The organism is Pantoea sp. 1B4 (assembly GCF_016925765.1).
GTDB classification, from domain to species: Bacteria; Pseudomonadota; Gammaproteobacteria; order Enterobacterales; family Enterobacteriaceae; genus Pantoea; species Pantoea agglomerans.
The window spans coordinates 1,941,410-1,967,758 of sequence record NZ_JAEUWZ010000001.1 but is presented as its reverse complement, the minus strand read 5'-3'; the positions used below and the strand labels follow the sequence as shown (position 1 = coordinate 1,967,758).

At 53.6% G+C, this 26,349-nt stretch carries 15 protein-coding genes and 8 pseudogenes; 6 read left to right on the top strand and 17 right to left on the bottom strand.

What is annotated here, in order from left to right; all coding sequences use genetic code 11:
• Positions 1-27: 27 nt before the first annotated feature.
• From JNO11_RS09665 to JNO11_RS09645, 5 genes and pseudogenes are all read right to left on the bottom strand, one after another.
• Positions 28-2,279, bottom strand: a pseudogene (locus tag JNO11_RS09665) (fimbrial outer membrane usher protein); the annotation flags it as partial.
• Positions 2,230-2,976: a fimbria/pilus periplasmic chaperone gene (locus JNO11_RS09660; protein ID WP_010670151.1), complete on the bottom strand. Its 747-nt coding sequence runs from the start codon at positions 2,974-2,976 to the stop codon at positions 2,230-2,232. The gene JNO11_RS09660 and the pseudogene JNO11_RS09665, both read right to left, overlap by 50 nt.
• Positions 2,977-3,033: 57 nt before the next feature.
• On the bottom strand, positions 3,034-3,579 hold the full coding sequence (locus tag JNO11_RS09655; RefSeq protein ID WP_033767254.1) for a fimbrial protein: 546 nt from the start codon (positions 3,577-3,579) through the stop codon (positions 3,034-3,036).
• 20 nt (positions 3,580-3,599) lie between these two features.
• Positions 3,600-4,118 carry a LuxR family transcriptional regulator gene (locus JNO11_RS09650; RefSeq protein ID WP_223565442.1) on the bottom strand — a complete coding sequence of 173 codons (519 nt, stop codon included), beginning with the start codon at positions 4,116-4,118 and terminating at the stop codon, positions 3,600-3,602.
• Between the two features lie 1,737 nt (positions 4,119-5,855).
• Positions 5,856-6,875 carry an alpha/beta hydrolase gene (locus JNO11_RS09645; RefSeq protein ID WP_325177244.1) on the bottom strand — a complete coding sequence of 340 codons (1,020 nt, stop codon included), beginning with the start codon at positions 6,873-6,875 and terminating at the stop codon, positions 5,856-5,858.
• Between the two features lie 740 nt (positions 6,876-7,615).
• Between JNO11_RS09645 and uraH the strand changes: the two genes are divergently transcribed.
• Complete coding sequence (gene uraH, locus JNO11_RS09640; protein WP_010244915.1) at positions 7,616-8,038, top strand: hydroxyisourate hydrolase; 423 nt, start codon at positions 7,616-7,618, stop codon at positions 8,036-8,038.
• 14 nt (positions 8,039-8,052) lie between these two features.
• Here uraH and JNO11_RS09635 read toward each other — a convergent pair whose 3' ends face one another.
• On the bottom strand, positions 8,053-8,976 hold the full coding sequence (locus JNO11_RS09635; protein ID WP_010670147.1) for a LysR family transcriptional regulator: 924 nt from the start codon (positions 8,974-8,976) through the stop codon (positions 8,053-8,055).
• Between the two features lie 153 nt (positions 8,977-9,129).
• On the opposite strand from JNO11_RS09635, the pseudogene JNO11_RS09630 reads away from it, so the two are divergent.
• Both JNO11_RS09630 and JNO11_RS09625 read left to right on the top strand, forming a co-directional pair.
• Positions 9,130-9,880, top strand: a pseudogene (locus tag JNO11_RS09630) (SDR family oxidoreductase).
• A gap of 264 nt (positions 9,881-10,144) precedes the next feature.
• Positions 10,145-11,245, top strand: a complete 1,101-nt coding sequence (locus tag JNO11_RS09625; RefSeq protein ID WP_031592311.1) for an NADH:flavin oxidoreductase/NADH oxidase — start codon at positions 10,145-10,147, stop codon at positions 11,243-11,245.
• Positions 11,246-11,290: 45 nt separating this feature from the next.
• Here the strand turns inward: JNO11_RS09625 and JNO11_RS09620 are convergent.
• Positions 11,291-11,876 (bottom strand): annotated as a pseudogene (locus tag JNO11_RS09620) (NUDIX domain-containing protein).
• A gap of 82 nt (positions 11,877-11,958) precedes the next feature.
• Here JNO11_RS09620 and JNO11_RS09615 point away from each other — a divergent pair.
• A complete protein-coding gene (locus JNO11_RS09615; RefSeq protein WP_010670143.1) occupies positions 11,959-12,708 on the top strand; it encodes a DeoR/GlpR family DNA-binding transcription regulator in 750 nt (249 codons plus the stop codon).
• 53 nt (positions 12,709-12,761) lie between these two features.
• Here JNO11_RS09615 and JNO11_RS09610 read toward each other — a convergent pair whose 3' ends face one another.
• The 3 genes and pseudogenes from JNO11_RS09610 to JNO11_RS09600 all read right to left on the bottom strand — a co-directional run bounded on the left by JNO11_RS09610 (position 12,762) and on the right by JNO11_RS09600 (position 14,176).
• Positions 12,762-13,223, bottom strand: a complete 462-nt coding sequence (locus tag JNO11_RS09610; protein WP_325177243.1) for a glutamate racemase — start codon at positions 13,221-13,223, stop codon at positions 12,762-12,764.
• 129 nt (positions 13,224-13,352) lie between these two features.
• A pseudogene (locus JNO11_RS09605) lies at positions 13,353-13,460 on the bottom strand (VOC family protein); the annotation flags it as partial.
• A gap of 197 nt (positions 13,461-13,657) precedes the next feature.
• On the bottom strand, positions 13,658-14,176 hold the full coding sequence (locus JNO11_RS09600) for a hypothetical protein (protein WP_187507575.1): 519 nt from the start codon (positions 14,174-14,176) through the stop codon (positions 13,658-13,660).
• Between the two features lie 339 nt (positions 14,177-14,515).
• On the opposite strand from JNO11_RS09600, the gene JNO11_RS09595 reads away from it, so the two are divergent.
• Entirely contained in the window at positions 14,516-15,547 is a 1,032-nt protein-coding gene (locus JNO11_RS09595; RefSeq protein WP_033771767.1) for an NADP-dependent oxidoreductase, read from the top strand.
• Between the two features lie 41 nt (positions 15,548-15,588).
• On the opposite strand, the pseudogene JNO11_RS09590 reads toward JNO11_RS09595, so the two are convergent.
• From JNO11_RS09590 to JNO11_RS09560, 7 genes and pseudogenes are all read right to left on the bottom strand, one after another.
• Positions 15,589-16,450: pseudogene (locus JNO11_RS09590) on the bottom strand (PfkB family carbohydrate kinase).
• 2 nt (positions 16,451-16,452) lie between these two features.
• Positions 16,453-17,310: a MurR/RpiR family transcriptional regulator gene (locus JNO11_RS09585; RefSeq protein WP_010244943.1), complete on the bottom strand. Its 858-nt coding sequence runs from the start codon at positions 17,308-17,310 to the stop codon at positions 16,453-16,455.
• Positions 17,310-18,283 (bottom strand): annotated as a pseudogene (locus tag JNO11_RS09580) (ABC transporter permease). Before JNO11_RS09580 ends, JNO11_RS09585 begins: the two are co-directional and overlap by 1 nt.
• 32 nt (positions 18,284-18,315) lie before the next feature.
• Positions 18,316-19,820, bottom strand: a pseudogene (locus JNO11_RS09575) (sugar ABC transporter ATP-binding protein).
• A 16-nt stretch (positions 19,821-19,836) separates the two neighbouring features.
• Positions 19,837-20,877 (bottom strand): substrate-binding domain-containing protein, encoded by a 1,041-nt coding sequence (locus tag JNO11_RS09570; protein WP_031592324.1) that lies wholly within the window; start codon positions 20,875-20,877, stop codon positions 19,837-19,839.
• Positions 20,878-20,933: 56 nt separating this feature from the next.
• Positions 20,934-21,915 (bottom strand): annotated as a pseudogene (locus JNO11_RS09565) (TIM barrel protein).
• A gap of 307 nt (positions 21,916-22,222) precedes the next feature.
• Positions 22,223-24,580, bottom strand: a complete 2,358-nt coding sequence (locus tag JNO11_RS09560) for a membrane-bound PQQ-dependent dehydrogenase, glucose/quinate/shikimate family (RefSeq protein WP_010670139.1) — start codon at positions 24,578-24,580, stop codon at positions 22,223-22,225.
• Between the two features lie 668 nt (positions 24,581-25,248).
• On the opposite strand from JNO11_RS09560, the gene JNO11_RS09555 reads away from it, so the two are divergent.
• On the top strand, positions 25,249-26,262 hold the full coding sequence (locus tag JNO11_RS09555; RefSeq protein WP_325177242.1) for a GT-D fold domain-containing glycosyltransferase: 1,014 nt from the start codon (positions 25,249-25,251) through the stop codon (positions 26,260-26,262).
• Positions 26,263-26,349 lie beyond the last annotated feature (87 nt).

The following is a 26,349-nucleotide window of genomic DNA, read 5'->3' as shown; positions in this document are numbered from 1 at the left end:
CACAACGCGCTGGCTTCCACCGCTTAATTCGGCATCAGCATTCATATAGCGTGTATCAAGGCTGACGGTGTTGGCCTGATATGGCGTCAGCGACGGCAGGATAGCGTAACCAAAATGATCAATGACGGCACCCTGACCATTGCGTACGCTGGCGCCCTGGGCACCATCCGCATGGATAAGCGCAAAAGTGTCGCTGGTATAAGGTCCGGCGGTGACGCCGCCGCGATGAATCAGCAACGTACCAGAAAGCCCTAATCCAGCCTGGCGATAATTATCCCCCCCTGACCATAATTCGCTCTGACCGCGCCTGCGCGCGTATTCTGCTGAATATTTCCGCCGAACGAGACACGGTGGCCGCTGTTACTTTGCGTATTTTCGGTTCCGCCATACAGGGACCAGGATCGCTGATTGTTCTCGCCAGATGAACCGGTCAGTGAGAGCGTCGAATTGCGCGTTTCTTTAGACTGGTTGTAGTTATAGGCCACTGAGGTAGTGTGATTGCCCCAGTTCAGCGGAACCGAGACATTCAGTGAAACGGTATTTTCGGTATATTTCTCGCGGTATGCGTTATCACCATCGTCCAGGTTCAGCCCGAAACGATCATAATCCCAGGTCGTACGCTGACGGGCAACGTTGAGACTGTAACTGATGTTATTCCAGCTGTTGCTGTAACCTAACTGAAGCTGAGTAATACGTGACCGGTTATTATAGTAATCCGCCGTGCTGCCGCTCAGGCTGATTAAGCCATAATCGGCCATTGACTGACTCAGGGTCACAGAAAAATTATTACGCTGATGCAGCGTATCTGAATAGTAACTGATGCCATTGTCCTGCTGGCGCCGAACGCCCAGCACATCCTGCAGGTCGCGATAACCGCTGGTTGAGTAACGATAGGCGGCCAGGACCAGGTTGGTGCCGGTAGCAAAGGTTTTGCTGTAGCTCAGCTCGGCGCGCCATCCCGAGGCATTTCTGTTCTGTGCGACCTTTGCATCAGAAAAGGTGGTGTTTAATCCCACTGCGCCCGCTGCCGAAGTCCAGACACCGCCAAGCAGCCAGGCCTGATAGTCCTGAGCCAGCCGCGATCCTGCCGTAGCGGTCAGTCGGTTACTGATACCGCGCTGCAACAGCCCTTCGAAGAAGGTGTTATTAACTGAGTAGAATTGCCGTACCCGACCCAGTGCAACCGAGTAATGCCAGTTTCCTGGCCTGACCGAATCAGGCACAGAGGCATAAGGAACGGTAAACGAGGACGTTTTGCCATTGGCTTCAATAATCTCAACATCGAGATCGCCCTGGCTACGGGTATTGTACAAATCGTTGATCACGAAGGGACCAGGCGCCACGCTGGTCTCATAAATAACGCGATTCAGCTGCCTGACGATAACCCGGGCACTGGAGGAGGCCACACCGCGAATTTCGGGCGCATAACCACGCCGGCTTTGCGGACGCATCCTTTCATCGGTAGTGAGCTTAATGCCATTATAAGAAAGGCTGCCAAACTGCGAACTTTCTGTATAGCTGTCGCCCAGTGTCAGCAGACTGTTCAGCGGTTCAATGGGGCGCTGAAGCCAGGTTCTGACCGTTGTGTAGCGAACATCGCTGCCGGTAACGTTATTGTCGATAAACCGCAGATTGCCCTGATGGCGCAGCTGCCAGTTATCAATATTAGTGCCCGCCGTGATGCCACTCCAGAGATACTGGTATCTGTAACCGGAAGCGGTATTTTCCGTCCAGCTATAATTGGTGTTATGCCGGATGAAAAGGGCGGAGATCCCTTTATCCCATTCGGCGACGGGAATATTTCCCCTGGGCAGATGAATTAACTCCGCATCCGGAATGGTGAACTGCAGCCGCAGTGAAGCCTGATCAAATTGCCAGCGGGCCGCTGATGACCAGTGACGCAAGGGCTGACAGCCCTCGCTGGCTGAGGATTTATTCAGTGACTTAAGGCTTAATGATTCAGCCACCGTCAGCGGGAGACAAGGTTCTATCGGCTGACCTTTCTCTGCTGACAGAAAGTTCAGGGTGACGCCGCTTTTAACCAGCTTATTGTTAACATAGATATCGACATAATAGTTGCCGGGGGCGATAGTCTGATGGTTAAACTGATCAATATTCTGGCCAAAGGCGGAACCTTTAAACAGCGAAGGATCGAAATAGTACTCATCAGCGTGTCCATACGTTGAAAAAGTAAATGATGCACAGAGAGGCAAAAAAAAGATGCGGATATTACCTGCCTGCAATCGGATAGTCTTCACTGACTTTAGCTCCCTGGTCATTCATTGCTGAAAGAGAAATCACGCTATTAGCTGATAAAGAGTGCGTTGCCGGTTTACACCTGACTATTTTTTTGGCAAAGGGTGCAATCATTTCGGCTTCGCAGGCTGTTTTTTTGCCTGCTGTTTTTATTGCAACCTCTGTAAGTGAGAGATACCAGGGTTGAGTGTTGTTGATTTCAACCCCCTCTTTTTGCATCGTTACTTTTACACCGTCGAAAACATTAACCGGCTGACCAATCGCTTTAGGACGATAAAAGAGTTTCATGCGGTTACGTAACATTAAAACAATACTGTTACGGCCTGATTCCGCCTGAATATTACCGGGGGGGATCTGCAGGGAGTTGAACCAGTAAATCGTCTCGCGATCCTGTGGTAATGAGACATTAGGTATGAATCGGATTCTTAAAACCTGGCCGGTCAGAGGCTGGATCCGAAACAGCGGTGGCGTGATAATAAAAGGCACGTCACTCTTATCGCCAGGTTGCGAATCCATATTGCCATTATCAAGCCAGGCCTGAATGACATAAGGAATATTATCGTTGTTCTTTAACTGAACATCGACGGAGAGAGCATTACCCGGATAAATAATTCGGCTGCCAAGAATAGTGACGCTTGCCTGGACGTTATCCGAAATAAACGTCATCAAAAAAATCAGTATTACCATTTTTAATGGGAACAGCATAATGCGCGAATACATGTCGGATATCTCAAGCGTGGCGTGCGTATCTGGCTATCCAGATACGCACGAAAAATATTACTGGTAAGTCACGGCATATTGCAGTGATGCGGTAACGGTACCCGCCGTTGGCGTGCCTGATGCGTAATAACGGGCAGAGTAGGTGGCAGAGCCAGAAGTTTCACCGGTCTGCAGTGTCAGATCACCGCTGCCGGTATAACCACTGGTCAGATTAACCACCGCATCTTTCGGATCGAGGATTTGTACCTCAACATTTTTTGCGGTTCCGGTGTTAGATAAATTACCGGCAGCGCTAACGTTATTCCCCACAAACACCGTCGAGATTTTGGTGGCCGAGGTACTGTCCCCGGCGCAGCCGCTAACGCCCACGGTGAAGGTGGTATCACCCGCAGTTGCACCAGAGGCAGCAAGGTCCGTAGTACTGACCGTTGGCAGCAGCACGACAGGGGACGCATTGTTGCCATTTACGGAAACAGAACAGGTTTCAGTGGTCACTTCTCCCTGAAAGTTGATGGTGTTATCTGAAGCTGCAAACACGCTGGCTGACACCAGCCCGGCACTGATTAACACAGCAAGATTAAGCGTTCTGAATTTGGTGTTCATTTAATACTCCTTTATCATAATTATGCGGAAAATAACTGATTGAGGCTGATGCCCATTTTCCGGCGAATGGCATCTTTGATGTTATAAACACGCTTGACTTCAACTCCCATTTCTCTGGCAATAATCGGTAGTGACAGTCCGTTCATCGCCAGATCAAGGAACCGAACTTCATCCTGTTTAAGTGCATTCACTTTTTTCCTGACCTCGCCTTTTAAACCGAAATAACAGCCCTGGATTTGTCTGTTTATCTCATCCAGGGACAAATCGGCATAAATCACAGTTTGTATACGCAGGTCCTCTTTTTGCCAGTACGCCGCAAGCGGCTCCATATGGCGATCACTGACGATAATCAGCATTAATCCCGTATGTTTCAAATACTCAATCCAGTTGCTATTGGTAAAATACCTGACATTTTCCCTGGAGAAGTCAACGAATACACATCCTCTGCAAAAGAGGCTCTCATATTTTCCAGCGACCATGCTGAGTATGGATGAAGAGAAAAAATGATTCCCTCCAGGCCAGGTGGTAATTTTTTGCAACGGACATCTGTTATAAATGTCTGAAGCGCGATGGGTGAGATCACAGCCATATTTACAACTGGCGCAGCGAATTTCCTCTCTGGTTATCTTTATCATAATATTTTGGCGTTGTTGCGAGAGTTGTGATTATTTTATCGATAAAAATCTCCGCGTTTCAAGGCGATGAAAATTATCCGCTATTTTCTTCATTCGGATTTTTCTTAAGGGGTCACCTCCACGGGCGGGAGTAATATTTGTTGAAAATTCGGGACAAAAAGGGCGACGACGCCCTCAGCAGTGCTGAAAGACCAGGATTTTTTTACGTCCGTTAGGAATATTTCGCAAATAACGCCACTTTGATCAATAAAAATTCCGCACTCAATGCTAAATATGAGCGAATTTTGTTCAGTGATCAATTTTGTATATAGCGGCCACTAAGATGGCATTGATAAATGACTTTTTTACTGACTCTATTATTGCTTTCTCCCTTACTTCATTGAAACGATCTGCATTTTAAATGGCTTTTATAAAAAAATTAGCGACGATATTTATAGTTCACATCCCATTTTATTAAGAATACTCCTGGTAACAAAGATGTTAATTGACGCACTTACTATAAATATTGATCTAAATCAGTTATTTAGTGCATGGAAGCATCACTATTTTGGTCAGTGTCATTAAAAGAAAAGAGATCTATATTTATTTCTTTCCCGGGCGTTATCATTCAGATTTTGTATACGAAGAATCATTCTTGCTGTGCGAAATTTACGTTCTGCTTTTTTGTCAGATTATACGAGATAGTTATTGGATGACAGGACAGAGCAGGGACGTTACACCTCATTTTGCGTGTCGCTGATAGTGCTGAAAACGACCGGATGTCACTGACTCTTATTTTCAATGCTCAGGGCAAAAGCATCACTGCGCTGCGGTGACTGCCTTGCAATCGCAATGCGAATAGCCGGTATGAGTCCGGCTGACCAGACAGCCAGCAGAAAGCTGACTCAGGCTTTCTTGATCATTACAGGATTAACCTGGCAAGGAACAGAGTGAAGAAAGCGTAGTTACACGTGGACGCGTTTACGACAATTTAATGGTACGCAAGGCAGACAACGAGGATGAACATAAAGCGGTGATGCACATAGACGCCTCTACAGCATTTTTGTGGCCGACAGCCCTGATGAATGCGCTAATTTTCACGTAGCGACGTCACTGCTTAAGTTGTGCAAAGCACCTGAGCAGAGAAACGGTCAGAATGCGCAGCAGTGCATCCAGCCAGCCGCAAAGGGCGAAGTCGTCATTGCAGCGTCCGGCTGCAAATCTCCGATATCAGGTTTGTTGATGAGATGATAGCGTGTAGAGTCGCTGAAGAAGATGTCCCGCAGGGAAAGCCATGCTGAATAACGTAGCATCACATTATTTCAGTTTCGGAACAGAATAAGCGACAGTAACAAGGTCAGGCAGACATTGTGATCGTTTCTGACAGATTTTGCTGTAAAGAGTAAAACAGTCAGGATCAGCCCAAAATGGTGAGCAGACCATACAATAGAGCATCACGCTCCCGATCATAATCAATATGCGCATAATGTATATTATGTTAAATGAGATACTAACAGCGCACTTATCGCTTCGATACTGCTCCGTTCTTTCCTGGTGTTCCGGCAATCGCACTGCCCTGCGCTTTCACTAATCCCTTCAAACTCACCGTCAGAAAAACCCCGAACGACGATTCGGTCCGGGGTTGGTTTCATGACCGGTCCGTTATTTGAGATGCGAACGCAACTCTTCACCCGCCTGATTAATAGCTGTTCTGACCGTGGGTTCCTGACTTAACGCGTTCAGCAAACCGTAATCATGAATCATGCCATTGTAGCGCGTTACGGTAACCGGCACGCCTGCTGCATCCAGCTTACGACCGAACGCTTCACCTTCATCACGTAACACATCCAGCTCTGCAGTCTGAATCAATGTTGGCGGCAGCCCCTTCAGCTGTTCAGTGGTGGCACGCAACGGTGATGCCAGGATGTTATTACGATCTTTGTCCGAAACGGTATAGTTATCCCAGAACCACTTCATCATGTTCTTCGTCAGGAAATGTCCGTCAGCAAATTGATCATACGACGCGGTATCGAAACGCGCATCGGTAACCGGCCACAGCATCACATCATAACGGATGGCCGGAGTTTTAAACTGCTTCGCCTGCAAGGCAACCGCCGCCACCATGTTACCGCCAACGCTATTACCAACCAGCGCCAGACGTTTTCCGTCAACGCCAATTTCAGCGCCATGTTCGGCGACCCATTTAGTGGCGTCATAAGCCTGAGTAATTGCCACCGGGAAATGGGCTTCTGGCGATGGTTGATAATTGACAAATACCGCAGCAGCGCCGGATGCATTCACCATGTCACGTACCAGTCGCTCATGGGTCGGAAAATCGCCCAGCACCCAGCCACCGCCGTGGAAGAACATAAACACCGGCAAGGTGCTGCTGGCATGCTCGGGCTTAACGATGGTCAGCGTCAGAGGCTTGCCCTGTACGGTGATGATCTTCTGTGAAATCTGTGCCGGCGGCAGTTCTGCGCCCTTCTGCGCCCCCGTCAACACCGCTCGGGCATCTTTGACGGAGAGTTGCTCAATCGGTTTACCACTACCGCTGTTGAGCGCCTTCAGGAAAGCGGCCACGTCTGCGGTCGGTTGCGGACTGTTTTCAGTGGGTGCAGCAAACGCGGTACTCATCTGGCTGGCTAACAATAATGCACTGGCGATCAGTTTCATTTTCATCACAGGGTTCCAATTAACTTGCTATTAAGTAGTGTGCTATCTGGTTGGCAGGACAATGACACGGCGAACCTGGATTGTAAACTACTAAATAGCACACTATTTATATCATGCTTTTACCCTCTCTGACTATTTTCGTCATTAACAGACTACTTTGCTGCTATCTGTACCTATTTTCAGCAATTAAGCACGACGCCTGAGCACCTGAAAAAGTTAAAAGCATAGAGTTTTTTTCTGGTTAAGTTCAGCATGGACGCCAACGGTGCTCGCTACCCTATCCCGCTGCCGCTGCTGAGTCCGTTCGGTTACACACCCTGTCACGGTCAGACTTTTTTTACGAATCCGGCTCGCTGATCAGGTGTGCCGGATTCACTTTCTCACGCCATTCGCGCCAGAAAACAGCCCGCCCGCGAGTCGACACATATACGGCAGTTGATAACTGACGAGACGATTCTGTGGATAGATCAGAGGATTGCTATCGCTACGTTGCCCGCCAGGGGCCAGGCTTTGTTTTATTGCTGAATTCAGAGAGGATTTCATCTGGTGCTTCTGTTCCCTGATTAGCTATGACTGCACAGGTGATGGACTGTGATTAAGCAGAGATTTTGTATGATGTAACTAAAGAATTTTTCTTCTTTCTCAGAAATTTCACATTTCCTGCGGCTAAATATCTCTTTGCCCTCAGGCGCATTACTCTCTCTGCACTGTCACCCGACTTCAGACAATCAATAAAGGAAACATTGATGAAAACTTCATATGCCTTGATCGCAACATTACTGATGACCTCTGGCGCATCCGCTATCGCTGCTCAGCCTGCTACCGCTAAAAACCCACTGAGCGTGCACGTTCTTAACCTGCAAACTGGCCAGCCAACGGCAGGCATCGAAGTTGAACTGGATCAGAAGCAGCAGGATAACTGGGTGAAACTGGCGTCAGGCGTCACCGATAACAATGGTCGCATCAGCGCCCTGTTCCCGCAGGACAAAACAGCCAGTGCGGGTAGCTACCGCGTGGTGTTTAAAACCGGTGACTTCTATAAGAAGAACAACCAGAAAACCTTCTTCCCGGAGATCCCGGTTGAGTTCAATATGGAAGCCAGCGGTGAGCACTACCATATCCCGTTGCTGCTGAGCCCGTTTGGTTACTCTACCTATCGCGGCAACTGATCCCGATCCGGCACTCAGGTGCCGGATTTCCCCTCTCCCGCTACCCGCGCCGGAAAGCACTCCACCAGCCAGTCGATAAATACCCGTAGCCGTTGCGTTACGTGCCGGTTTTGCGGATAAACCAGATGAAACGGATAACCCGCCGGACGCCAGTCGTGCAGGATCTCAACCATTTCTCCCTGCCGCAGAATCGACGACAGCGAATAATTAAATGTCTGAATGATCCCAAGCCCTGCCAGTCCCGCGGCCAGATGCGCGTTGCTTTCATTGACGCCTATGCGATGCGCACTGGTGATCTCAATTTTCTCTCCCTGACGTTCGAACCGAAGCGGAAATGGCTTGCCGGTTTGCGGCGAGAGATAACTCACCAGCCGGTGTCCGTTGCGCAGTTCATCAGGATAGGCGGGCACACCAAACGCTTTAAGGTAGGCGGGTGTCGCGCAGGTAATGAGCGTAGCGTGCCCTATCAGGCGGGCAATCAGTGAGGAATCGACCAGCGGACCGCCGCGGATCACACAATCAACGTTGTCGCTAATAAGATTGACCGGGCGATCGGATACGCCCAGATCCAGCGTAATATCAGGATAGCGGGCAAAGAAATCGGGCAGCAGCGGAATCAGAACGTCCCTGGCGGTAGATCCGCCGACATCGATGCGTAACTGCCCACGCGGCTTACTGCGCAGTGAATTGAAACAGGCATCAATATCTTCGAGATCGTGCAGGATGCGCAGCGCTTTCTCATAGTATTCACGCCCTTCTGCGGTGACGGTCACGCGTCGGGTGGTGCGCTGCAGTAGCCTGACGGAAAGATGCGCCTCCAGCTCCTGAACCAGCTTACTCAGCGTCGCCTTCGGCATATTCAGCGAGTCCGCCGCCCGGGTAAAACTGCCGCTTTCCACCACCCGTGAAAAGGCTTTTATCGCCAGCAGCTGATCCATTCTATCCCCCCTATTATCCACCCATGTGGATAGTCATTTTCATTTTAGCGGATTTATCCGCTAATCCTCCTCTCTTACAGTAGCAATCAGTCCGGCAGCCCCGCTGACCGGGAATAACCCAAACTGTCTAAGAGACTATCCGGAGAAGAACTTATGAACGCATCACTCGCAGGAAAAATTGCACTGGTTACGGGCGGAACAAGCGGAATTGGCCTGGCCACCGCCCGGGAGCTGGCGGCACAGGGCGCACAGGTTTTTATAACCGGCCGTCGTCAGGCGGAGCTGGATGCCGCCGTCGCTGAAATCGGCGGAACCGTCAGCGGCATCCGCGCAGACGCCTCACAACTGCACGATCTCGATGAGGTTTACTCGAGAATTGCAGCGCAGGCGGGACGCCTCGATATTCTCTTTGCCAACGCCGGGGGCGGCGACATGCTGCCGCTGGGGGGCGATTACTGAAGAGCATTTTGATCGTATCTTTGGCACTAACGTACGCGGCGTGCTGTTTACCGTCCAGAAAGCCCTGCCTCTGCTGGTTGATGGCGCATCGGTAATTCTGACCGGATCGACTGCCGGAGCGCAGGGTACTGCGGCTTTTAGCGTCTACAGCGCCAGTAAAGCGGCAGTGCGCAATTTTGCCCGTTCGTGGGCGCTGGATCTGAAAGATCGCGGAATCCGGGTCAATGTCGTGAGCCCCGGCCCTGTCCGTACGCCTGGGCTGGGTGATCTGGTCAGTGAAGATCAGCGTCAGGGCTTGTTTGATGCGCTGGCAGCACAAATACCGCTTGGCCGCCTGGGTGAACCGCAGGAGGTTGCCCGCACCGTTGCGTTTCTCGCCTCGGATGCCGCCAGCTTTATCAATGCGGCAGAACTGTTTGTTGATGGCGGAATGGCACAGGTCTGAGACTCACCCTGTAGCTGAAAATCAGCCCCTGGTGATTGTCCTTACCCGTTACGTAAAATCCCGGTTCGCCGGGCGTGAGCAGCAAAGCGCGCCAGGCTGAACCGTTAACGTATCAATGCCTGCCTGAGACATCAGGCTGCGTTGATCTGTAACCTGAATACGGCACGCCGTCATAAAATGTCACGTTGAAGAAACACCCGCCTGGCAAATCCCCCCGCTATAGTTATTGCCTGTCACGTCAGTCATAAAAACCATGGAGATAACATGAGCCAACTTTTTTCCACTGTCTCGCTGGGCGAACTTACGCTGGATAACCGCATTGTGATTGCGCCGATGTGCCAGTACTCCGCTGAGGCGGGCAATGCGACCGCCTGGCACCGTATCCATCTTGGCCAGCTGGCCTTTTCCGGTGCAGGTCTGATGATTATTGAAGCCACCGCCGTAGAGGATATTGGTCGCATCTCCCCAGGCGATCTCGGTTTGTGGAATGATGATAATGAAGCTGCGCTGAAAACGGTTCTGGAAGATGTCCGCCGCTACTCCTCTATTCCGGTTGGTATTCAGCTGGGCCATGCGGGACGCAAAGCGTCGTGTGCCGTACCCTGGGAAGGCGGTAAGCAGATTGCGCCTGAAGCCGGCGGCTGGCAAACCGTGGCTCCGTCCGCACTGAGCTACAGCGCGGATGAAGTGAAACCGGTTGCCATGAACACTGACGATCTGGCGCGGGTAAAACAGGCCTTTGTCGACAGCGCCCTGCGTGCGGTGCGTCTGGGAATTCAGCTCATCGAAGTGCATGCCGCACACGGCTACCTGCTGCATCAGTTCCTGTCGCCGCTGTCGAATCAGCGCAGTGATGAATATGGCGGCTCGCTGGAAAACCGTATGCGCTTCCCACTGGAAGTCTTCAAAGCCGTTCGCGATGCCGTACCCGCTTCCGTGCCGGTAGGCGTGCGCATTTCTGCCACTGACTGGGTCGAAGGCGGCTGGGAGATCAATCAGTCAATCGCCTTTTCGCGTGAGCTGGAAGCGCTGAACAGTGCTTATATTCATGTCTCAAGTGGTGGTTTGTCAGAAGACCAGAAAATCAGCGTCGGACCCAACTATCAGGTGCCGTTCGCCCGCGATATTCGTGAGCAGGTGTCGATTCCGGTGATTGCGGTCGGCTTAATCACTGAGCCGCAGCAGGCAGAAGATCTGCTGCAACAGGGTGAAGCTGATCTGGTGGCGCTGGCGCGCGGTATTCTCTACGATCCGCGCTGGCCGTGGCACGCAGCCGCTGCGCTGGATGGTAAAGTCCAGGTTCCGCCACAGTATCTGCGTTCTGAACCGCACGATGTAAAAGGCATCCTGACCCAGGATCAGTAAGCTTTAACGGGCAGACCGCATTAACGGCGGTCTGCCCATTTTCTCTTATAAAACGCCTTTCAGCCGCAGATGCTGCAGCAGCATGATGGTCTTGGCATCCACAATCTCACCCTGGTCAATCGCCTGTAACGCCTGGTCGGAACCGATCTCAAGCACCTCAATATCCTCACCCTCTTCCGCTATTCCGCCGCCTTCACCGCTACGCTGCCGATCGCCATACTCGGCAATAAAAAAAGTAGAGTTTTTCAGTAACCGAACCGGGGCTCATAAAGGCTTCAAACACCTTCTGCACATGGCTGACACGAAAACCGGTTTCCTCTTCGGCTTCGGCAACAATACGCGCTTCCGGCGAGGCGTTATCCAGCAAACCGGCGGCCGCTTCAATCAGAAAGCCATCATGTCCGTTCAGGAAAATCGGAAAGCGAAACTGACGGGTCAGTACCACCGTACGTTTGTCACGGTTGTAGAGCAGGATCACTGCGCCATTACCGCGGTCATAGGCTTCACGGCTCTGCTCCTGCCAGCGACCATCACGGCGCAGCAGCGAGAACGTATATTTCTTCAGGGTATACCAGTTGTCTGACAGCAACTGCTCATTGATGATGCGCACGCGGGGATGGTTCTGCTGCATGATGCTCTCCAGGATAGTAGACAGCCATCACGCTATCATGCACAATCGTGCAACTTCAAGAAAAAACATGCAAAGGCCAGTCATGCTATCCAGCCAGCGAAAACAGACGATTCTCGCCCTGCTCGCCCAGGAAAAACAGGTGCAGTCGCGCGATCTCAGCCAGCGCTTTGGCCTCTCCGAAGACTCTATCCGCCGCGACCTGCGTGAACTGGCGGCTGAAGGATTGTTGCAGCGGGTACATGGCGGCGCGCTGCCGGTTTCCGCTGCGCTGGCCACCTTTGAAACACGCAAAAGCGTGCAGACTGCTTCCAAACAGGTTATTGCGCAAAAAGCCGTTTCGCTGATTCAGCCGGGGCAGATCGTACTGATTGATGGCGGGACCACCAGCGCGGAACTGGTGCGACTGTTACCCGCCACGCTGAGCTTTACCGCGGTCACGCACAGTCCCAGCGTGGCGCTGGCGTTAGCCGATCATCCACTCGTGGAGATCATACTGATTGGCGGGCAGCTCTATAAACATTCAGTGGTGACGGTGGGCGCAGCGATGCTGGAGTCGATCAACCGCATCAATGCCGATCTCTTTTTTATGGGCGTCACCGGCGTGCATCCTGCGGCGGGCCTGACCACCGGTAATTTCGAAGAGGCGACGGTCAAGCGTGCGCTGGCAGGACGCGCAGCGGAAACCGTGGTGCTGGCGTCAGCGGAAAAGCTGAACTCCGCCTCGGCATTTGCCATAGGCGACCTGTCGCTGGCCAGCACGCTGGTCGTGGAAACGCAGCCGGACGAGGCGTTGCGACAGGCGCTGAGCCAGCAAGGTGTGACGGTCATCTGAGTTCGTAGCAGGCCTGCAGCGCAAGATGCGGACCGGTCAATGGTCGCTGTGTGTCAGGAAACTGCTGTGCTACGGGCGTCATTGAGCTTTGCGCCAGGGCCACCGCAACGGCTCCCTGCTGATAAGCCTGCTCTGCTGCTGCTGCAATCAATGCAAAATAGCGTGTTGTCTCCCCCCGCTTTAAACGCCGTCCACGCTCCCTCCACCAGCACGACCTCCACCTGGCTGCCGGGCTGGCAGAAAAGTGCCCGCGTCGCCGCCAGCGTTGATTCTGCCGCACAGAGCGCAACCTTGCGCCCTGCCTGACGCTGCAGTGCCTCCGCTAGCATTTCGTCGGTGCGCATGACCCGATCCTGCGCGCTGAAATCACCGGCAACCGGCCCCAGCGTCGAGCAGGTGATCAGCACCGCATCGAACTGCGGCAGCAACGTTTCAATCATTTGGGCAATACGGCGGCGTAACGCAGTCGTCATCCCGCCGCTGCGTTCCGCTTCTGCCAGCAGCGCAGGCATCACCAGATGATTCAGCGGCGGATTGTCACGCGCCAGTGCGCTGGCGGCATCATCAAATATCGCGATATTACTGGCCGCGGTGTGAAAACAAAGAATGTTCAGGGTGAGCTCCGGTTCACTGAATGGGCATGGTCAATGTGCGGATTGCCAGGCTGCATGCTGGATAACAACACGATAACCATCCCTGTCGATAAATGTCACGCCCCGTTGATCCCAGTAAGGATTCAATGCAGGAATCCTCTGTCATCCATGGAGCCATTAACTCTTTCGGTGTTGCTTTTGTAGAACCCTGATACAGATTAAAGGCATAAAAAAACCCGCCTTAGCGGGTTTTGGAGGAAGCTGACAGTCAACCAGCCTTTGCTTCGCGTGAACGCACGGTGCCTGAGCGCTCCGCAAGATCAAAAGATTCTTTGAGCTGACGCATTGCTTCCGCTTTACGCTCTGCAACTGTCATTTTTTTCAGGGTTGAAATATCGTGTTTTGAGTACATAACCTCTTCCTCCTTCGCCTATGGCGGTATTCACTTCATATATTACATCACGGGGCGGATGCTGTAAAACCCGGTCATAGAAGCGTTTTAGCTTCTCTGTTTCGGCAATAGCAAAATATGCCCTGGCCCTGTAAGCCTTATGGTGAAGCATAATGATAGTTTCAAGAGCTTCAGCCAGTTCATCTGCAAAACGCCGTTTACGTGAACGCAGTTCCGCAGGAGGCGGTGTGTAGAAATTGCCGCTGTTGAAGTTTTCAAGCCGATCAAACTTAACGTCATAACAAGCCGGAGGGATGTTAAATCCGACCTCCTCGCTTCGATATGCATGATAATCAGGATCGTTCACTATCACTTCAGAAAACAGCATCACGAAATCATGTTGCTCGATACGGAAATCAAAACGGTGCGCAGTCAACGCGCCGTGTGGAAACTCAAGAAAGTTTTTTGAAAGGTATAAAGGCATATCAGTAACTTAAGTTTAACTGGTCACTTACTTTATCATCAAGTCACAAACTTATGCTGATTCGTCGCCTCCCTCTGACCAGGATGCGTGTCATGCCGCACTGCTGTTGACTCGCCTGCCCGTTTTTTGCAAGCGGATGTGAACAGCCATCAGACTGAATCCATGACGCGAATGGTCCTGCATCCGCTGTGTCCCCGTGGTTAGCACCCTATGCCCTGTTATCGGTAAATCAGTTTACCGCTCACAGCGCTAAACGCATTCCCGCCGCTGTCATCTACACTTTCCCGGTATTCATATGGTGATGCCCTGAGCATTGCCCGGCTATAAAAGGATGACAATATGACTGAACAAGCAACCCAGAACCATGCCTGGTTACTGGCTTCACGCCCACACGGTGAGCCGACCAAAGAGAATTTCCGCCATGTGGCGCAGCCCGTCCCGGAAATCAAAGAGGGTGAAGTACTGCTGAAAACCATCTATCTCTCGCTTGACCCCTACATGCGTGGGCGGATGGACGAGGGTAAATCCTACGCCGCGCCGGCAGAGCTGGATCAGCCGATGGTGGGCGGCACCGTCTGTCAGGTCGCCGACTCGAAAAACAGCGACTTTAAGACCGGTGACTGGGTGCTGGCGCAGAGCGGCTGGCAGGAATATGCCGTCTCCGATGGCAAAGAGATTGCGAAGCTGGGCAACGATCTGCCTCATCCCTCATGGGCGCTGGGTATTCTCGGTATGCCAGGCTTTACCGCCTATATGGGTCTGATGGATATTGGTCAGCCGAAAGCGGGTGAAACCCTGGTCGTTGCCGCCGCAACCGGTCCGGTGGGCGCAACGGTCGGCCAGCTGGGTAAACAGAAAGGCTGCCGTGTCGTTGGTGTGGCGGGCGGTGAAGAGAAATGCCGTTACGCCGTCGATACGCTGGGCTTTGATGCCTGCCTCGATCACCACAGCGCCGACTTTGAAGAGCAGCTGAAAAATGCCTGCCCGGATGGCATCGATATCTACTTCGAAAACGTCGGCGGCAAAGTGTTTGATGCCGTGTTCCCGCTGCTGAACACCGCTGCGCGCGTGCCGGTCTGTGGTCTGGTCTCGGCTTACAGCCAGCGTGAGCTGCCGCAAGGCCCGGACAGAACCTCTCTGATCATGGCGGGCATTCTGAAACGCCGTATCCGTATGCAGGGCTTTATCATCTTCCAGGATTATGGTGACCGTTACCCTGAATTCCTGGAGGCGATGCGTCCGCTGGTGGAGAACAAAAAAATCCACTATCGCGAGCACATGATTGAAGGATTAGAGAACGCGCCACAGGCGTTTATCGATATGCTGAATGGCAAAAACTTCGGTAAAACCGTGGTGAACGTCGGCGCCTGATGACGTTAGCGTGCCGCGTCACTGACGTGGCACGCCATTAATCAGTGCGGCTGCCGGGAAACGTGTTCGGCAGCGGCACTATTTGCCGCACTCACCGCTTCTGCCAGCGTTACCCCGCTACTCAGGCGCTGACACAACACGCCGACAAAACAATCCCCGGCACCGTGGGTGCTTACCAGTGTCACCTTCTGCGCAGCCAGTGTATGCGTCTCTCCCGCCTCGCTGTAAGCCACACCATGTTCACCAGCGGTAACCACCACTCTGGCAAACCGGCTGGCCAGCGATTCTGCCGCTGAGCGCGCCGACGTCAGATCCTGCACGCTAATCCCGCACATATCGCGCGCTTCAATGGCGTTCACCACCAGCAGATCGATACAGTTTTCAAACGCGGCTGACAACGGCCGGGCGGGCGCGGCATTGACGCAGACCGTAATCCCCCCGCTGCTGTGCTGCCCGGGCCGCACAGAGGTTCACCGCTTCCGGGACTTCATTTTGCAGCACCAGCAGCGACACCTCCTGCCAGAAGCCGGGCTGCTCAAAGTTCTCCAGCGGGATCTGCTGATTAGCATTGGAGACCACCACCGCACCGTAATCTCCTTCGGCATCGGTAATCGCCACGCTCATCCCGGAGGGAAGCGCATCAATGATGCTGACGGCGGTGCAATCGACCCCGGCCTGCTGCAGATGATCCAGCAGGAATTGCCCCTGCTGATCGCACCCCACTGAACCGGCGAAGCGCACAGCGGCACCCGCGCGTGCCGCTGCGACGGCCTGATTCCCCCCCTTGCCACCAAACTTATAGTGACAGGCGCTGCCCATCACCGTTTCGCCTTTTTCCGGGCGATGGTGTGCATCCAGCATAATGTCGTAGTGAAGACTGCCGGTGACTGCAATTTTGCTCATAGCTAGAATTCCCGCAGATCCTGAACCGCATGCTGGGTTTTCATCAGGTTCTTCTCCGCCCGCTTCAGATCTTTCTTGGCGATAGCGACAAACAGCGCATCCAGAATATTGAGCTGGGCGATGCGTGACGCGGCGTTTTCACCCAGCAGATGCGATCCCTGAGAGGTTGAATTGAGGACCACATGCGCACTCTTCGCGATCGGGGATTCGGCGTAGTTGGTAATGGCGATAACTTTCGCGCCATTCCTCCCCGCCAGTCTGACCGGATCGTTCACCGCACGCGTAGCACCCGAATGGCTGATGGCGATAACCACATCGTCATCAGATAACACGGCGGCTGACATCAGCATGATGTGGGCGTCGTCATAGGCTGTCGACTTAATGCCAATCTTCAGCATCTTGTGTGACAGGTCCCGCGCCACGGCGGCAGAGCCGCCCACGGCGTAAAGATCGATATGACGCGCTTTAAAGATAATGTCCGCCGCACGATTGAATTCAGAAACATCCAGAATCGATAAGGTCTCTTCAATCGCCTGGATAGAGGTTCTGAAAACTTTGGCCAGCAACTGCTCCGACGAATCATCCGGCTCAATTTCCGCATGCAGCCCTGCCACTTCAGACTGGTTGTAATAGATCAGGCCACTTCTGAAATGCCTGAAGCCGGTGAAGTTAAGTTTTTTGGTAATCTTAACGATCATCGCTTCAGAGACATTATTCTCCCGCGCAATCTCCTTTAATGAGGATTGCTCGGTAATGTCGGTTCGGGCAATTATCGCCTCAGCTACCCGACGTTCTAACGGCGTCAGCTGGGGCAAACGCATACGAATCTGAGCGCCAATGGCTCGCGGATCTTGCTTCATTACTTGCCTCGGGTCGCCCGGTCAATCAACATCGCTATGATAATAATAAGGCCGGTAGCGAGCAATTGGTAAAAGGCCTGAATGTTCAGTAAGGTCAAGCCATTACGTAACGCACCGAGGATAACCACGCCGATCAGCGTTCCGAAGATACTCCCCTTGCCGCCCATTAACGACGCACCGCCAATGGCCGCCGCCGCAATCGCATCCAGTTCCCACAGGTTGCCGATGGTCGGTTCGGCAGCCCCCCAGACGACCAATCAGAATCAGCGAGGCCAGTGAGGCAAGCAGGCCGGAGAAGATATAGACCGTGACCTTGGTGCGCTTAACCGGCACACCCGCGACCCGCGCCGCCTCTTCATTGCCGCCAATCGCCAGAATATATTCCCCCCAGCGGGGTCTTATTCATCACCGTCCACAGCAGCAGTGCAATCACCGCCACAATCACAATCGGCGTGGGGATACCGAAAAGCGTACTGTTGATCAGGCTGCGAAATTCCAGCGGAATACCAAAGATGGGATTGCCGCCGGTGTAGATCAGCGCAATCGCCCGGAACAGCGACAGGCCGCCCAGCGTGACAATAAACGGCTGCAGCCCGGCATAGGCGATCAGCGTGCCGCTGAACAGCCCGCACATCGCGCCCACACCCAGCGTCGCGAGGATCGCCAGCGGCACCGGCACGCCCGATGCCATCAGGGTTGCACCCAGCACCGCAGAGAGCGCCGCCGTGGGACCGACCGAGAGGTCAATCCCGCCGGAGATAATCACCAGCGTCATGCCCAGTGCGATCAGGGCGTTGATTGAGGACTGCTGCAGAATATTCAGCAGATTAGGCAGGGTGAAAAAGACCGGCGACAGAAACGAAAATGTCACCACGATAATCAGTAAGCCAATTAAGGTACCGGCATCACGCAGATTAAATTTAAGCCGCAGCGCAGGTCGGGTACCCGGCCCGGTAGATGTCTGAGTTGTCATAGTTATAACCTTAAATAGTGTCAGGTAAGCGGTCAGGCGGTCTGGTCGATATCTTTGATGGCATAACGGGCAATGTTCTCTTCGGTGATCGCGCTGCCGGTTAACTCTTTGGTTATCCGGCCCTCGCGCATCACCAGCACCCGATCGGAGATGCGCATGATCTCGGTCATTTCTGACGACACCACCACAATGGCTTTGCCCGCCTGGGCCAGTTTTTCAATCAGGTGATAGATTTCAGACTTGGCACCAATATCGATACCGCGCGTCGGCTCATCAAACAGAAACACATTGGCATCCGCCGCAACCCAGCGGCCGATGATCACTTTTTGCTGATTGCCGCCACTCAGCGTGCCGATGGTTTTCTCAATGTCGAGCGGGCGCAGTTTCAGGTCGCCCATGACCTTCAGCGCCTCGCGGTCCAGCCTGGCCTGGTTCATCAGCCCCGCCGACGTGAAGCGGTGCATCGATGGCAGCGCCATATTCATCTTCACCGCCCGCTCTTTGATAATGCCCTCTTTTTTGCGGTCTTCAGGTACCAGGCCAATGCCCGCTTTGATCGCCGCACGCACGTTGTGGTTCTTCACCGCGGCACCGTTGACGCTCACCGTGCCACGGGTGCGCCTGTCGATACCGGCAATCAGCTTCAGCAGTTCGGTGCGCCCCGCGCCGACCAGTCCGGCAATGCCCAGCACTTCGCCCGCACGAACGCTGAAGTTTGCCGCCACCACCTCATTGCCACGCGTCAGATCCTCTACCCGCAGCACTTCGCGATCGGTGACAAAGGCCTGATGGTCAAGCTTGTCGATCTTCCGTCCGACCATTTTGGCGACGATGCTCTCCTCATCCTCATCACTGATATTGACCACCCCAACCTGCTTTCCGTCACGCATAATGGTGGCGCGGTCGCAGACCCGGAAAATCTCATTCATCTTGTGCGAGACATAGATCAGCGAGACGCCGGTCGACTTCAGATCGCCAATCAGCTCCGCCAGCCGGTCAAATTCGCGTGGCGTCAGGCTGGAGGTCGGTTCATCCATGGCAATGATTTTGGCGTCATCCAGCAGCGCCCGGGCAATCTCAACGATCTGCTGCTGCGATACCTTGAGGTTCCTGATCGGCGTATCGGGATCGATAGTGGGATCCAGCGTCTTCAGAATCAGGGTGGCCCGCGCCAGCTGGGCCTTTTTTATCCACCCACCAGCCCCCCGGCGCGGGTCAGCGGGCGACCCAGAAACATGTTCTGCGCCACGGAAAGCTCAGGCACATGCTGTAACTCCTGGTGGATCATCGCGATCCCGGCCTGACGGGCGCTGAGCGGACTGCGGATCTGCACCCGGTTTCCATTGACGCTGATCTCTCCGCTGTCCGCGCCGCGAACGCCGGAGAGGATATTCAGCAGCGTCGACTTACCCGCGCCATTTTCCCCAATCAGCGCGTGCACCTCGCCGGGCCGCACTGAGAAATCGACATCCTGCAGCGCGGCGGCGTTACCGTAACTTTTGCTGATGCCACGCATCATTAAGCGAAACTGTTCCATACCCGCTCCCGCTGACTTATTGTTGAGCCAGCAGCTGACGCAACCGGTTGTTGTCTTTGGTTGAGAACGCTTCGACATTCTCTTTGGTGATCAGCGCCTGGGGTGTCGAGACAACGCGCGACAGTTTCTGTCCATTGATCAGCCGGATAATGACGTCCATCGCCACTTCACCGGTCAGCACCGGGAAACTGTCGACCGTGCCGGTCAGCTCGCCGCGCTTAATCGAGGCGTAGGCATCGGAAATACCGTCAGTGCCAAAGATGGCCACCTGTGACGCTTTGTTCTGCGCGCGTACCGCCTCCACCACGCCCAGCGCCATGGTGTCGTTGTTGGCGTAGAAGCCGATCAAATCAGGATGCTGCTGCAGAATGGTCGATGCGGCGTTAAAGGCCTGCTCACGACTCCAGTTAGCGGGTACGCTGGCCACGATGGTGAACTTACCGGCGCTGTCCAGCGTCTCTTTAAAGCCACGGGTGCGCTGTCCGGCGGCATAAACCCCTGGCTGCCCTTCAATCACCGCCACTTTGCCGCCCTGCGGATGGTGCTGAATAAACCATTTCGCTACCCGCACGCCATTGTCTTTCTGGACGTTGCCGACGTAGTAGCGCGCATTCGGCATTACCGCATCATTAACGTTCACCACCGGGATATTTTTACTGTTGGCACTCTCCAGTGCAGGCTCCAGGTTGATATCGGTCTGCGGCGAAACCAGCAGGCCGTTAAAGCCCTGCGAGATCAGGGTTTCCGCAATGGAGAGCTGACCGAGCTGATCATCTTCATTGGCCGCCGCCTGATAAGCGACAGTGAAACCATACTTTTTCGCCGCGTTCTGGTAGCCCTGGCCGAGTGAGCGCCAGTACTCATTGGTCAGGGTTTTCGATACCCCGCCAATCTTCAGCGACTTATCGACTTTTGGCAGTGCGCCATATTTGGTGTCGAGCTGGGTCCAGTCGGTGCGATCCGGTTCAGTATCGGATTGCAGCGGTGCCAGTTCTGCCGCATAAACCGTGCTGCAGAGCAGTGAGGAGGCGATAAGAGCAAGCAGGCGTTTTTTCATTTTTTTATTCTCAGGGTGTTGGGTAGAGGTGTGATGTTTTTATGATTAATCGGCTGTCAGCGGGCCAGCATGATGTCATTGACGATCTGCTGAGAGGCCACCGCATCCTGACGCCCGATGGCCGCCAGTAACGCCGCGTTGTCGTGCAGCTGGTCACACAGCCTCAGCAGACGGGTCACGGTCGCAATATTGCTTTCTGCCTCACGGATCGGGTCAAGACCGCTGGCATCCGGGAAGGTATCGAAGTAGTAGGCACCGCGATAACCATCACGCTGCATCTGCCAGAGAAACTCCAGCGTGGCGCGAGGGTTGACTGAGCCGACCATCAGGCCGTCATCACGCTTGCCCCAGCCGTCGTTAAGGTCCAGCCCCAGCAGCCGTGAGCGGCGCGCCACCATAGCGGCGGCGTAAGCCGGGATCTCATTGGCAAACAGTACATGAGCAAAATCCAGGGTGATCCCCAGGTTGGCGCAGCCCGCCTCTTCCACGGCCAGCAGACAGGTGGTGGCGTTGGGAAAGATGCTGTAGGCGCGTGGCTCATTGGGTTTATATTCGATGCTGACGTCAACGTCCGGTGCATACTCCGCCACTTCACGTACGGCGCTGACCGCATCCTCCCAGATCTTCTTATAGTCCGCCTGGAAGCAGTAATCGAAACCGTCCTGCCCCATCCACAGCGTCATCAGCCGTGAACCAAATTCCCGACCCGCGTCAATGCCGCGCTTGGTCAGCTCAATCGCTTCGCGACGCACTTTCGCGTCGGGATGGGTAAACGCGCCGATTTTGAACTGCGGCGCGTCCCAGCGCATCTGCATACCGTTAACGGCCAGACCCGCATCACTGATCGCCTGGCGCAGTGTGGGGATATCGCTGGTGAGATGTTGCGGAAAGTTGAGGTCGAGATGCGTTAAGCCTTTGACCTTGCCTGCACGGGCAACCATCTGCAGCACAGAGGGCTTGCCCTGCTGATCGGGCCAGTAGAGGTGCGCCCCCCGAGGCGAAAGAGTTAAGACGGGTAGCAAATTTCAGTTCCGACATGAGCATCAATCCTTCAGAGTGCGTATTGTGAAGTACTTTTCGTATTCACGATTAATTGTGAAGTCATATATTAATCTACGCCTCGCGGCTTAATGCGCAAGTCTGTCAGGCAGGAGAAATCGTTAAAGCGGGAGCGCTGTCACGAAATGGTTTCGATGCGTTATCAGATGCTATGAATGCGGAGATGAAAGAATTTAGATGAAATACAACAGGTTGTCGCGCGAAGCCGTGCGTGAGATCTGACAGGCAGAAGCGCAAAAAAAGCTGAGCGCCAGGGCGGCGCTCAGCGGGTCGGTTTTTTAAAAAATCACTTCAGACGGAAAGCGACAACGCTGTCGCCCGCCGTGGTACCGAGCGAGCCGTGGCCGCCCGCGGCAATCACCACATACTGCTTGCCATCTTTGCCCATAAAGGTGGATGGCGTGGCCTGCGCTCCGGCACTCAGTTCAGTCTGCCACAGCAGTTCGCCGGTGGTGCTGTCGTAAGCACGGAAGAAGTTATCTGCCGTTGCGCCATGGAACACCAGATCACCCGCCGTCAGCAGCGGTCCGCCGTGCGCCACCATTCCCATCGGGAAACCGAGCGGGAAGCGGCCAGGCAGGAAGCTGGTCTTGAGGTTTTTGGTGGTGCCGACGCGACGCAGCCATTCGGTTTTGCCGGTGGTCAGATCCACACCGACCATCCGTCCCCACGGTGGCGCGATGCAGGGAATACCCAGACCCGACGCCATCTGCTGGATGTGGATAGCGTAGTCACCGTGGAAGTTCTCATTCCAGTACGGCGTACCATCTTTGGTGAAGGTACGCTGGGTTTCGGTTTCCGGCGTGCGTCTGATGAGGTTGTATTTGTAAGCCAGGCGTACCGGTGCCGCAATCAGCATCTGACGCTGTGGATCAACCGCTACTGAACCCCAGTTAAACACCCCGATGTTGCCCGGGAAGATCAGCGAGCCTTTCTCCGTTGGTGGCGTCCACGGGTTACCGTCATAGCGCAACTCACGGAACGTGGTGCGGCAGGCCATCTGGTCAAACGGCGTAATGCCCCACATTGACTTCTCAGTCAGCGGCTGCGGAATGAAGTTCAGGCTGGAGACTGGCTGGGTCGCCGCATACTGCTCGCCTTTAATGCCATCCGTGGAGACCTTAACCTGCTCTACCGGATAAACCGGTTCGCCGGTCAGGCGGTTCAGCACAAACAGGTTGCCGGTTTTGGTCGGCAGGATCACCGCCGGTTGCGGTTTGCCCTGATAGTTGATGTCCACCAGCGACGGCTGTGACGGGTTATCACGATCCCAGAGGTCATGGTTTGAACTCTGATAGCGCCATTTGAACGCACCGGTTTTCAGATCCAGTGCCACCAGCGCATCACGGAATTTTTCAGTGTTGCTGGCGGGATCGCGTTCAAGTCCCACTTCATCCGGCGAGGCGTTACCAAACGGCACATAGACCAGGCCGTTTTTCAGATCGGCGCTCAGGGTGGCCCAGGCGACCGGGGTATCCTGCGGATAGGTTGCCCCTTCAGCGACCGGTGCGGTGTTATCCGGGTTAGCCGGATCGAAGTTCCACACCAGACGACCGCTGACGGCATCATAGGCACGGATCACACCTGATGGGTTACCGCTGTTGAAGCCGTTATCCATCACCGAACCGCCGACAATCACCAGGTTGCCCGCCACCAGTGGCGCGGCAGTCTGCATCAGCGCGTGCGGACGCACCTCGCCCATGTTGGCGCGCAGATTCACCACACCGTTGTCACCAAAGTCAGCACAGGCTTTACCGGTATCGGCATCCAGCGCCAGCAGGCGGGCATCGGTGGTGGCATTGAAGATACGCTTGCGGCAGATGGCCGGCGATGCGCCCGTCTGCGCCTGCGCCTGCTGACCGGCATCGAAGTAGCTCACGCCACGACAGGTCTGGTGCTGCTGCAGATAAGAGCGGTTTTTATCCGGCGTCGTTTTCCACTTCACCGCACCGGTTTCCGGGTCAAGAGCATGGACTTCGTTGTGCGGCGTACAGAAGTAGAGCATGCCGTTGGCTTTCAGCGGTGTCGCTTCAAAGGTGTATTCGGTCGCATCATCACCCTGACGCAGGTCGCCGGTGTGATAGGTCCAGGCCACTTCAAGATCTTTCACGTTATCTTTAGTGATCTGCTTCAGCGCCGAAAAGCGCTGGCCATCTGTGGTTCCGCCATAGGCGCTCCACTCTTCAGCGGCACCGCCGGTCGCAGAGGCGTTGCGCGGCGTATTAATGGCGCCCTGCTGCGGCAGCGGATCGTAGAAGCAGAGACCGATGACCAGCAGCACCATCAGGACGACGGAACCCCCGAGGAAAGGATGGAAACGACGCTGCCCCTGATAGAGCGGACGCACCACCCACGGCAGCGCCAGCCAGAGACCCAGCACGCCAAACAGGTCGCCGCGCGGGATCCACTGCCATTTGTCGAAGCCCACTTCCCAGATAGTCCAGAACAGAGTGATCCACATCAGCAGCGCATAAAGCGTCAGCGCACTGCGTTTGTTCATCAACAGCAGAATCGCGCTGAGCAGAACGCCCACGCCCATCAGCGCATAGAACGCGCTGCCTCCTGCAAGCAGGAGTTGTCCTCCCATGTAAATCAGGGCGATAGCAAATATCACCATGATTATACTGGTTATTTTATTGATCATGATCCATCCTCGGGTCATTAGCGGCAATTGAAAGGTTAAGCTGGAAACATAAATTCAACGAGATTTTAACTTACGCACGAAATATGTAAAAACGTGTATAAGCGTTAATCATTAGAAATATTTATTATAAATGTCACCTGTTAATGCGGTCAGGCCGCTTTTTTTACTTTCTGAAGGGCTGATTACGGGATATCCATCACAAAAAATTAACCATAGGCTGCTAACGACCGCACCTTTTGTTCAAAGGCGATTAATTAACAGACAAGCCGCCCTTCTGTAACGCCAGCTAAAGTGTGCCCGACGAAAGTTTTTCAGAGTCAAATAATCATAATGGTTTATTAACTCTGCTCTGAAATAACTCTTATTGCTGAAATCGGGAATGTTACTGCCCTGCTGTTATTATTGGCGGCTTCATCAACGCTGGTGCGGTGTCGCTGCTGTTTAAATGATTTAATTGTGCCAGCCTGAACGCGTTTTTTATTATTTTCCTGAAAAATAACACTCAGGAAATAGATTAATGAACAAAGGGATTTTGCCGATGAAAACGATTTCAGATATTCCGTAGCATGACGCTTATTTTATCTGTGATATATATCAGCTCTCTTATATTCGTTTATCCGGCCAGCAGGCGGGATTTTTCTGGCAGCAATAAACCAGGCAGGTTAACTATGACCGCACTTCATGCTATTTATCGCAAGTTTCGTTTCCCTTTTAAGTTTCTTAATGCTGCCATTCGCTATCCTGCTGCGCAGGCACGGGTAAAGCGTTATTCCGTCATGTCGATAGAAGAGACTGTCGATCTGTTATTACGTAACCCACAATTATCTCTGGCCCGTTATGGCGACGGTGAACTGGAAATGACCTGGTATAAAAATATCGGTTTTCAGCCATTTGACCCGAATCTCTCTGCACGGCTCAAAGCCTTGCTGCAGCAGGATTCAGGAGCCAACCCGAACTGTCTGATCTGTCTGCCGGATGCCTTTCGTACCACCCGTAATATGCGGGGCGGGTCGGCCCTGTTCTGGTTCTTCCATAAATCATTTTATTTTAAATATTATGAGGGCCTGCTGAATAAACAGTACCACTATGGAAATACCTCGGTGACCCGTCCCTATCACGATTATAAAGGCAAGCAATTATCCCGGACGATATTTGATAAGTTTAAACAGCTCTATCAGGGCCGCCGGGTATTAATTGTGGAAGGCAGCGGCACGCGTCTGGGATTAGGCAATGATTTACTGGAGGGAGCCAGCGAAGTGAAACGTATTACGACGCTGAACCGTAATGCCTTTTCCGTCTATGATCGTCTGTTTGATACCGTTTTAAAGAATGCCGTCAACTTTGACCTGGTCTTGATTTCATTAGGGCCGACCGCAACCGTGCTGGCATATGATTTAAGTCAGCACGGTATCCGCTGTATTGATAGCGGCCACGTCGATATTGAATATGAGTGGATGCTGGCCAGTGCCACCAGTAAAATAAAAGTGGACGGAAAAAACGTCAATGAGGCTGGCGTACTGCTGAGTGAACAGACTACGGTGGCAGATGCGACTTATCAGCAGCAGATTTTACTACACGTTGGCGAAATACCCCAGGCCGGGACGGCTGATACAGAAGCAGTCACGCAAGCCGTGGTTATCCCGCTGCCACACGTCAGCCCCAACCATCATAACGCCGCCTGAGCCTCACCACCGACAGGCAGCGGCTGCACCGCATTGATGCGCAGGCGAATTATTAGCGGGATCAGTTAACCCCCTTCGGGGCGGGCT

Bases quoted from the DNA above. Each gene is read 5' to 3' on its own strand.
- JNO11_RS09660 (WP_010670151.1), bottom strand. From the start codon at position 2,976: ATGTATTCGCGCATTATGCTGTTCCCATTAAAAATGGTAATACTGATT.
- JNO11_RS09655 (WP_033767254.1), bottom strand. From the start codon at position 3,579: ATGAACACCAAATTCAGAACGCTTAATCTTGCTGTGTTAATCAGTGCC.
- JNO11_RS09645 (WP_325177244.1), bottom strand. From the start codon at position 6,875: ATGAAAATGAAACTGATCGCCAGTGCATTATTGTTAGCCAGCCAGATG.
- uraH (WP_010244915.1), top strand. From the start codon at position 7,616: ATGAAAACTTCATATGCCTTGATCGCAACATTACTGATGACCTCTGGC.
- JNO11_RS09635 (WP_010670147.1), bottom strand. From the start codon at position 8,976: ATGGATCAGCTGCTGGCGATAAAAGCCTTTTCACGGGTGGTGGAAAGC.
- JNO11_RS09625 (WP_031592311.1), top strand. From the start codon at position 10,145: ATGAGCCAACTTTTTTCCACTGTCTCGCTGGGCGAACTTACGCTGGAT.
- JNO11_RS09615 (WP_010670143.1), top strand. From the start codon at position 11,959: ATGCTATCCAGCCAGCGAAAACAGACGATTCTCGCCCTGCTCGCCCAG.
- JNO11_RS09600 (WP_187507575.1), bottom strand. From the start codon at position 14,176: ATGCCTTTATACCTTTCAAAAAACTTTCTTGAGTTTCCACACGGCGCG.
- JNO11_RS09595 (WP_033771767.1), top strand. From the start codon at position 14,516: ATGACTGAACAAGCAACCCAGAACCATGCCTGGTTACTGGCTTCACGC.
- JNO11_RS09585 (WP_010244943.1), bottom strand. From the start codon at position 17,310: ATGAAGCAAGATCCGCGAGCCATTGGCGCTCAGATTCGTATGCGTTTG.
- JNO11_RS09570 (WP_031592324.1), bottom strand. From the start codon at position 20,877: ATGAAAAAACGCCTGCTTGCTCTTATCGCCTCCTCACTGCTCTGCAGC.
- JNO11_RS09560 (WP_010670139.1), bottom strand. From the start codon at position 24,580: ATGATCAATAAAATAACCAGTATAATCATGGTGATATTTGCTATCGCC.
- JNO11_RS09555 (WP_325177242.1), top strand. From the start codon at position 25,249: ATGACCGCACTTCATGCTATTTATCGCAAGTTTCGTTTCCCTTTTAAG.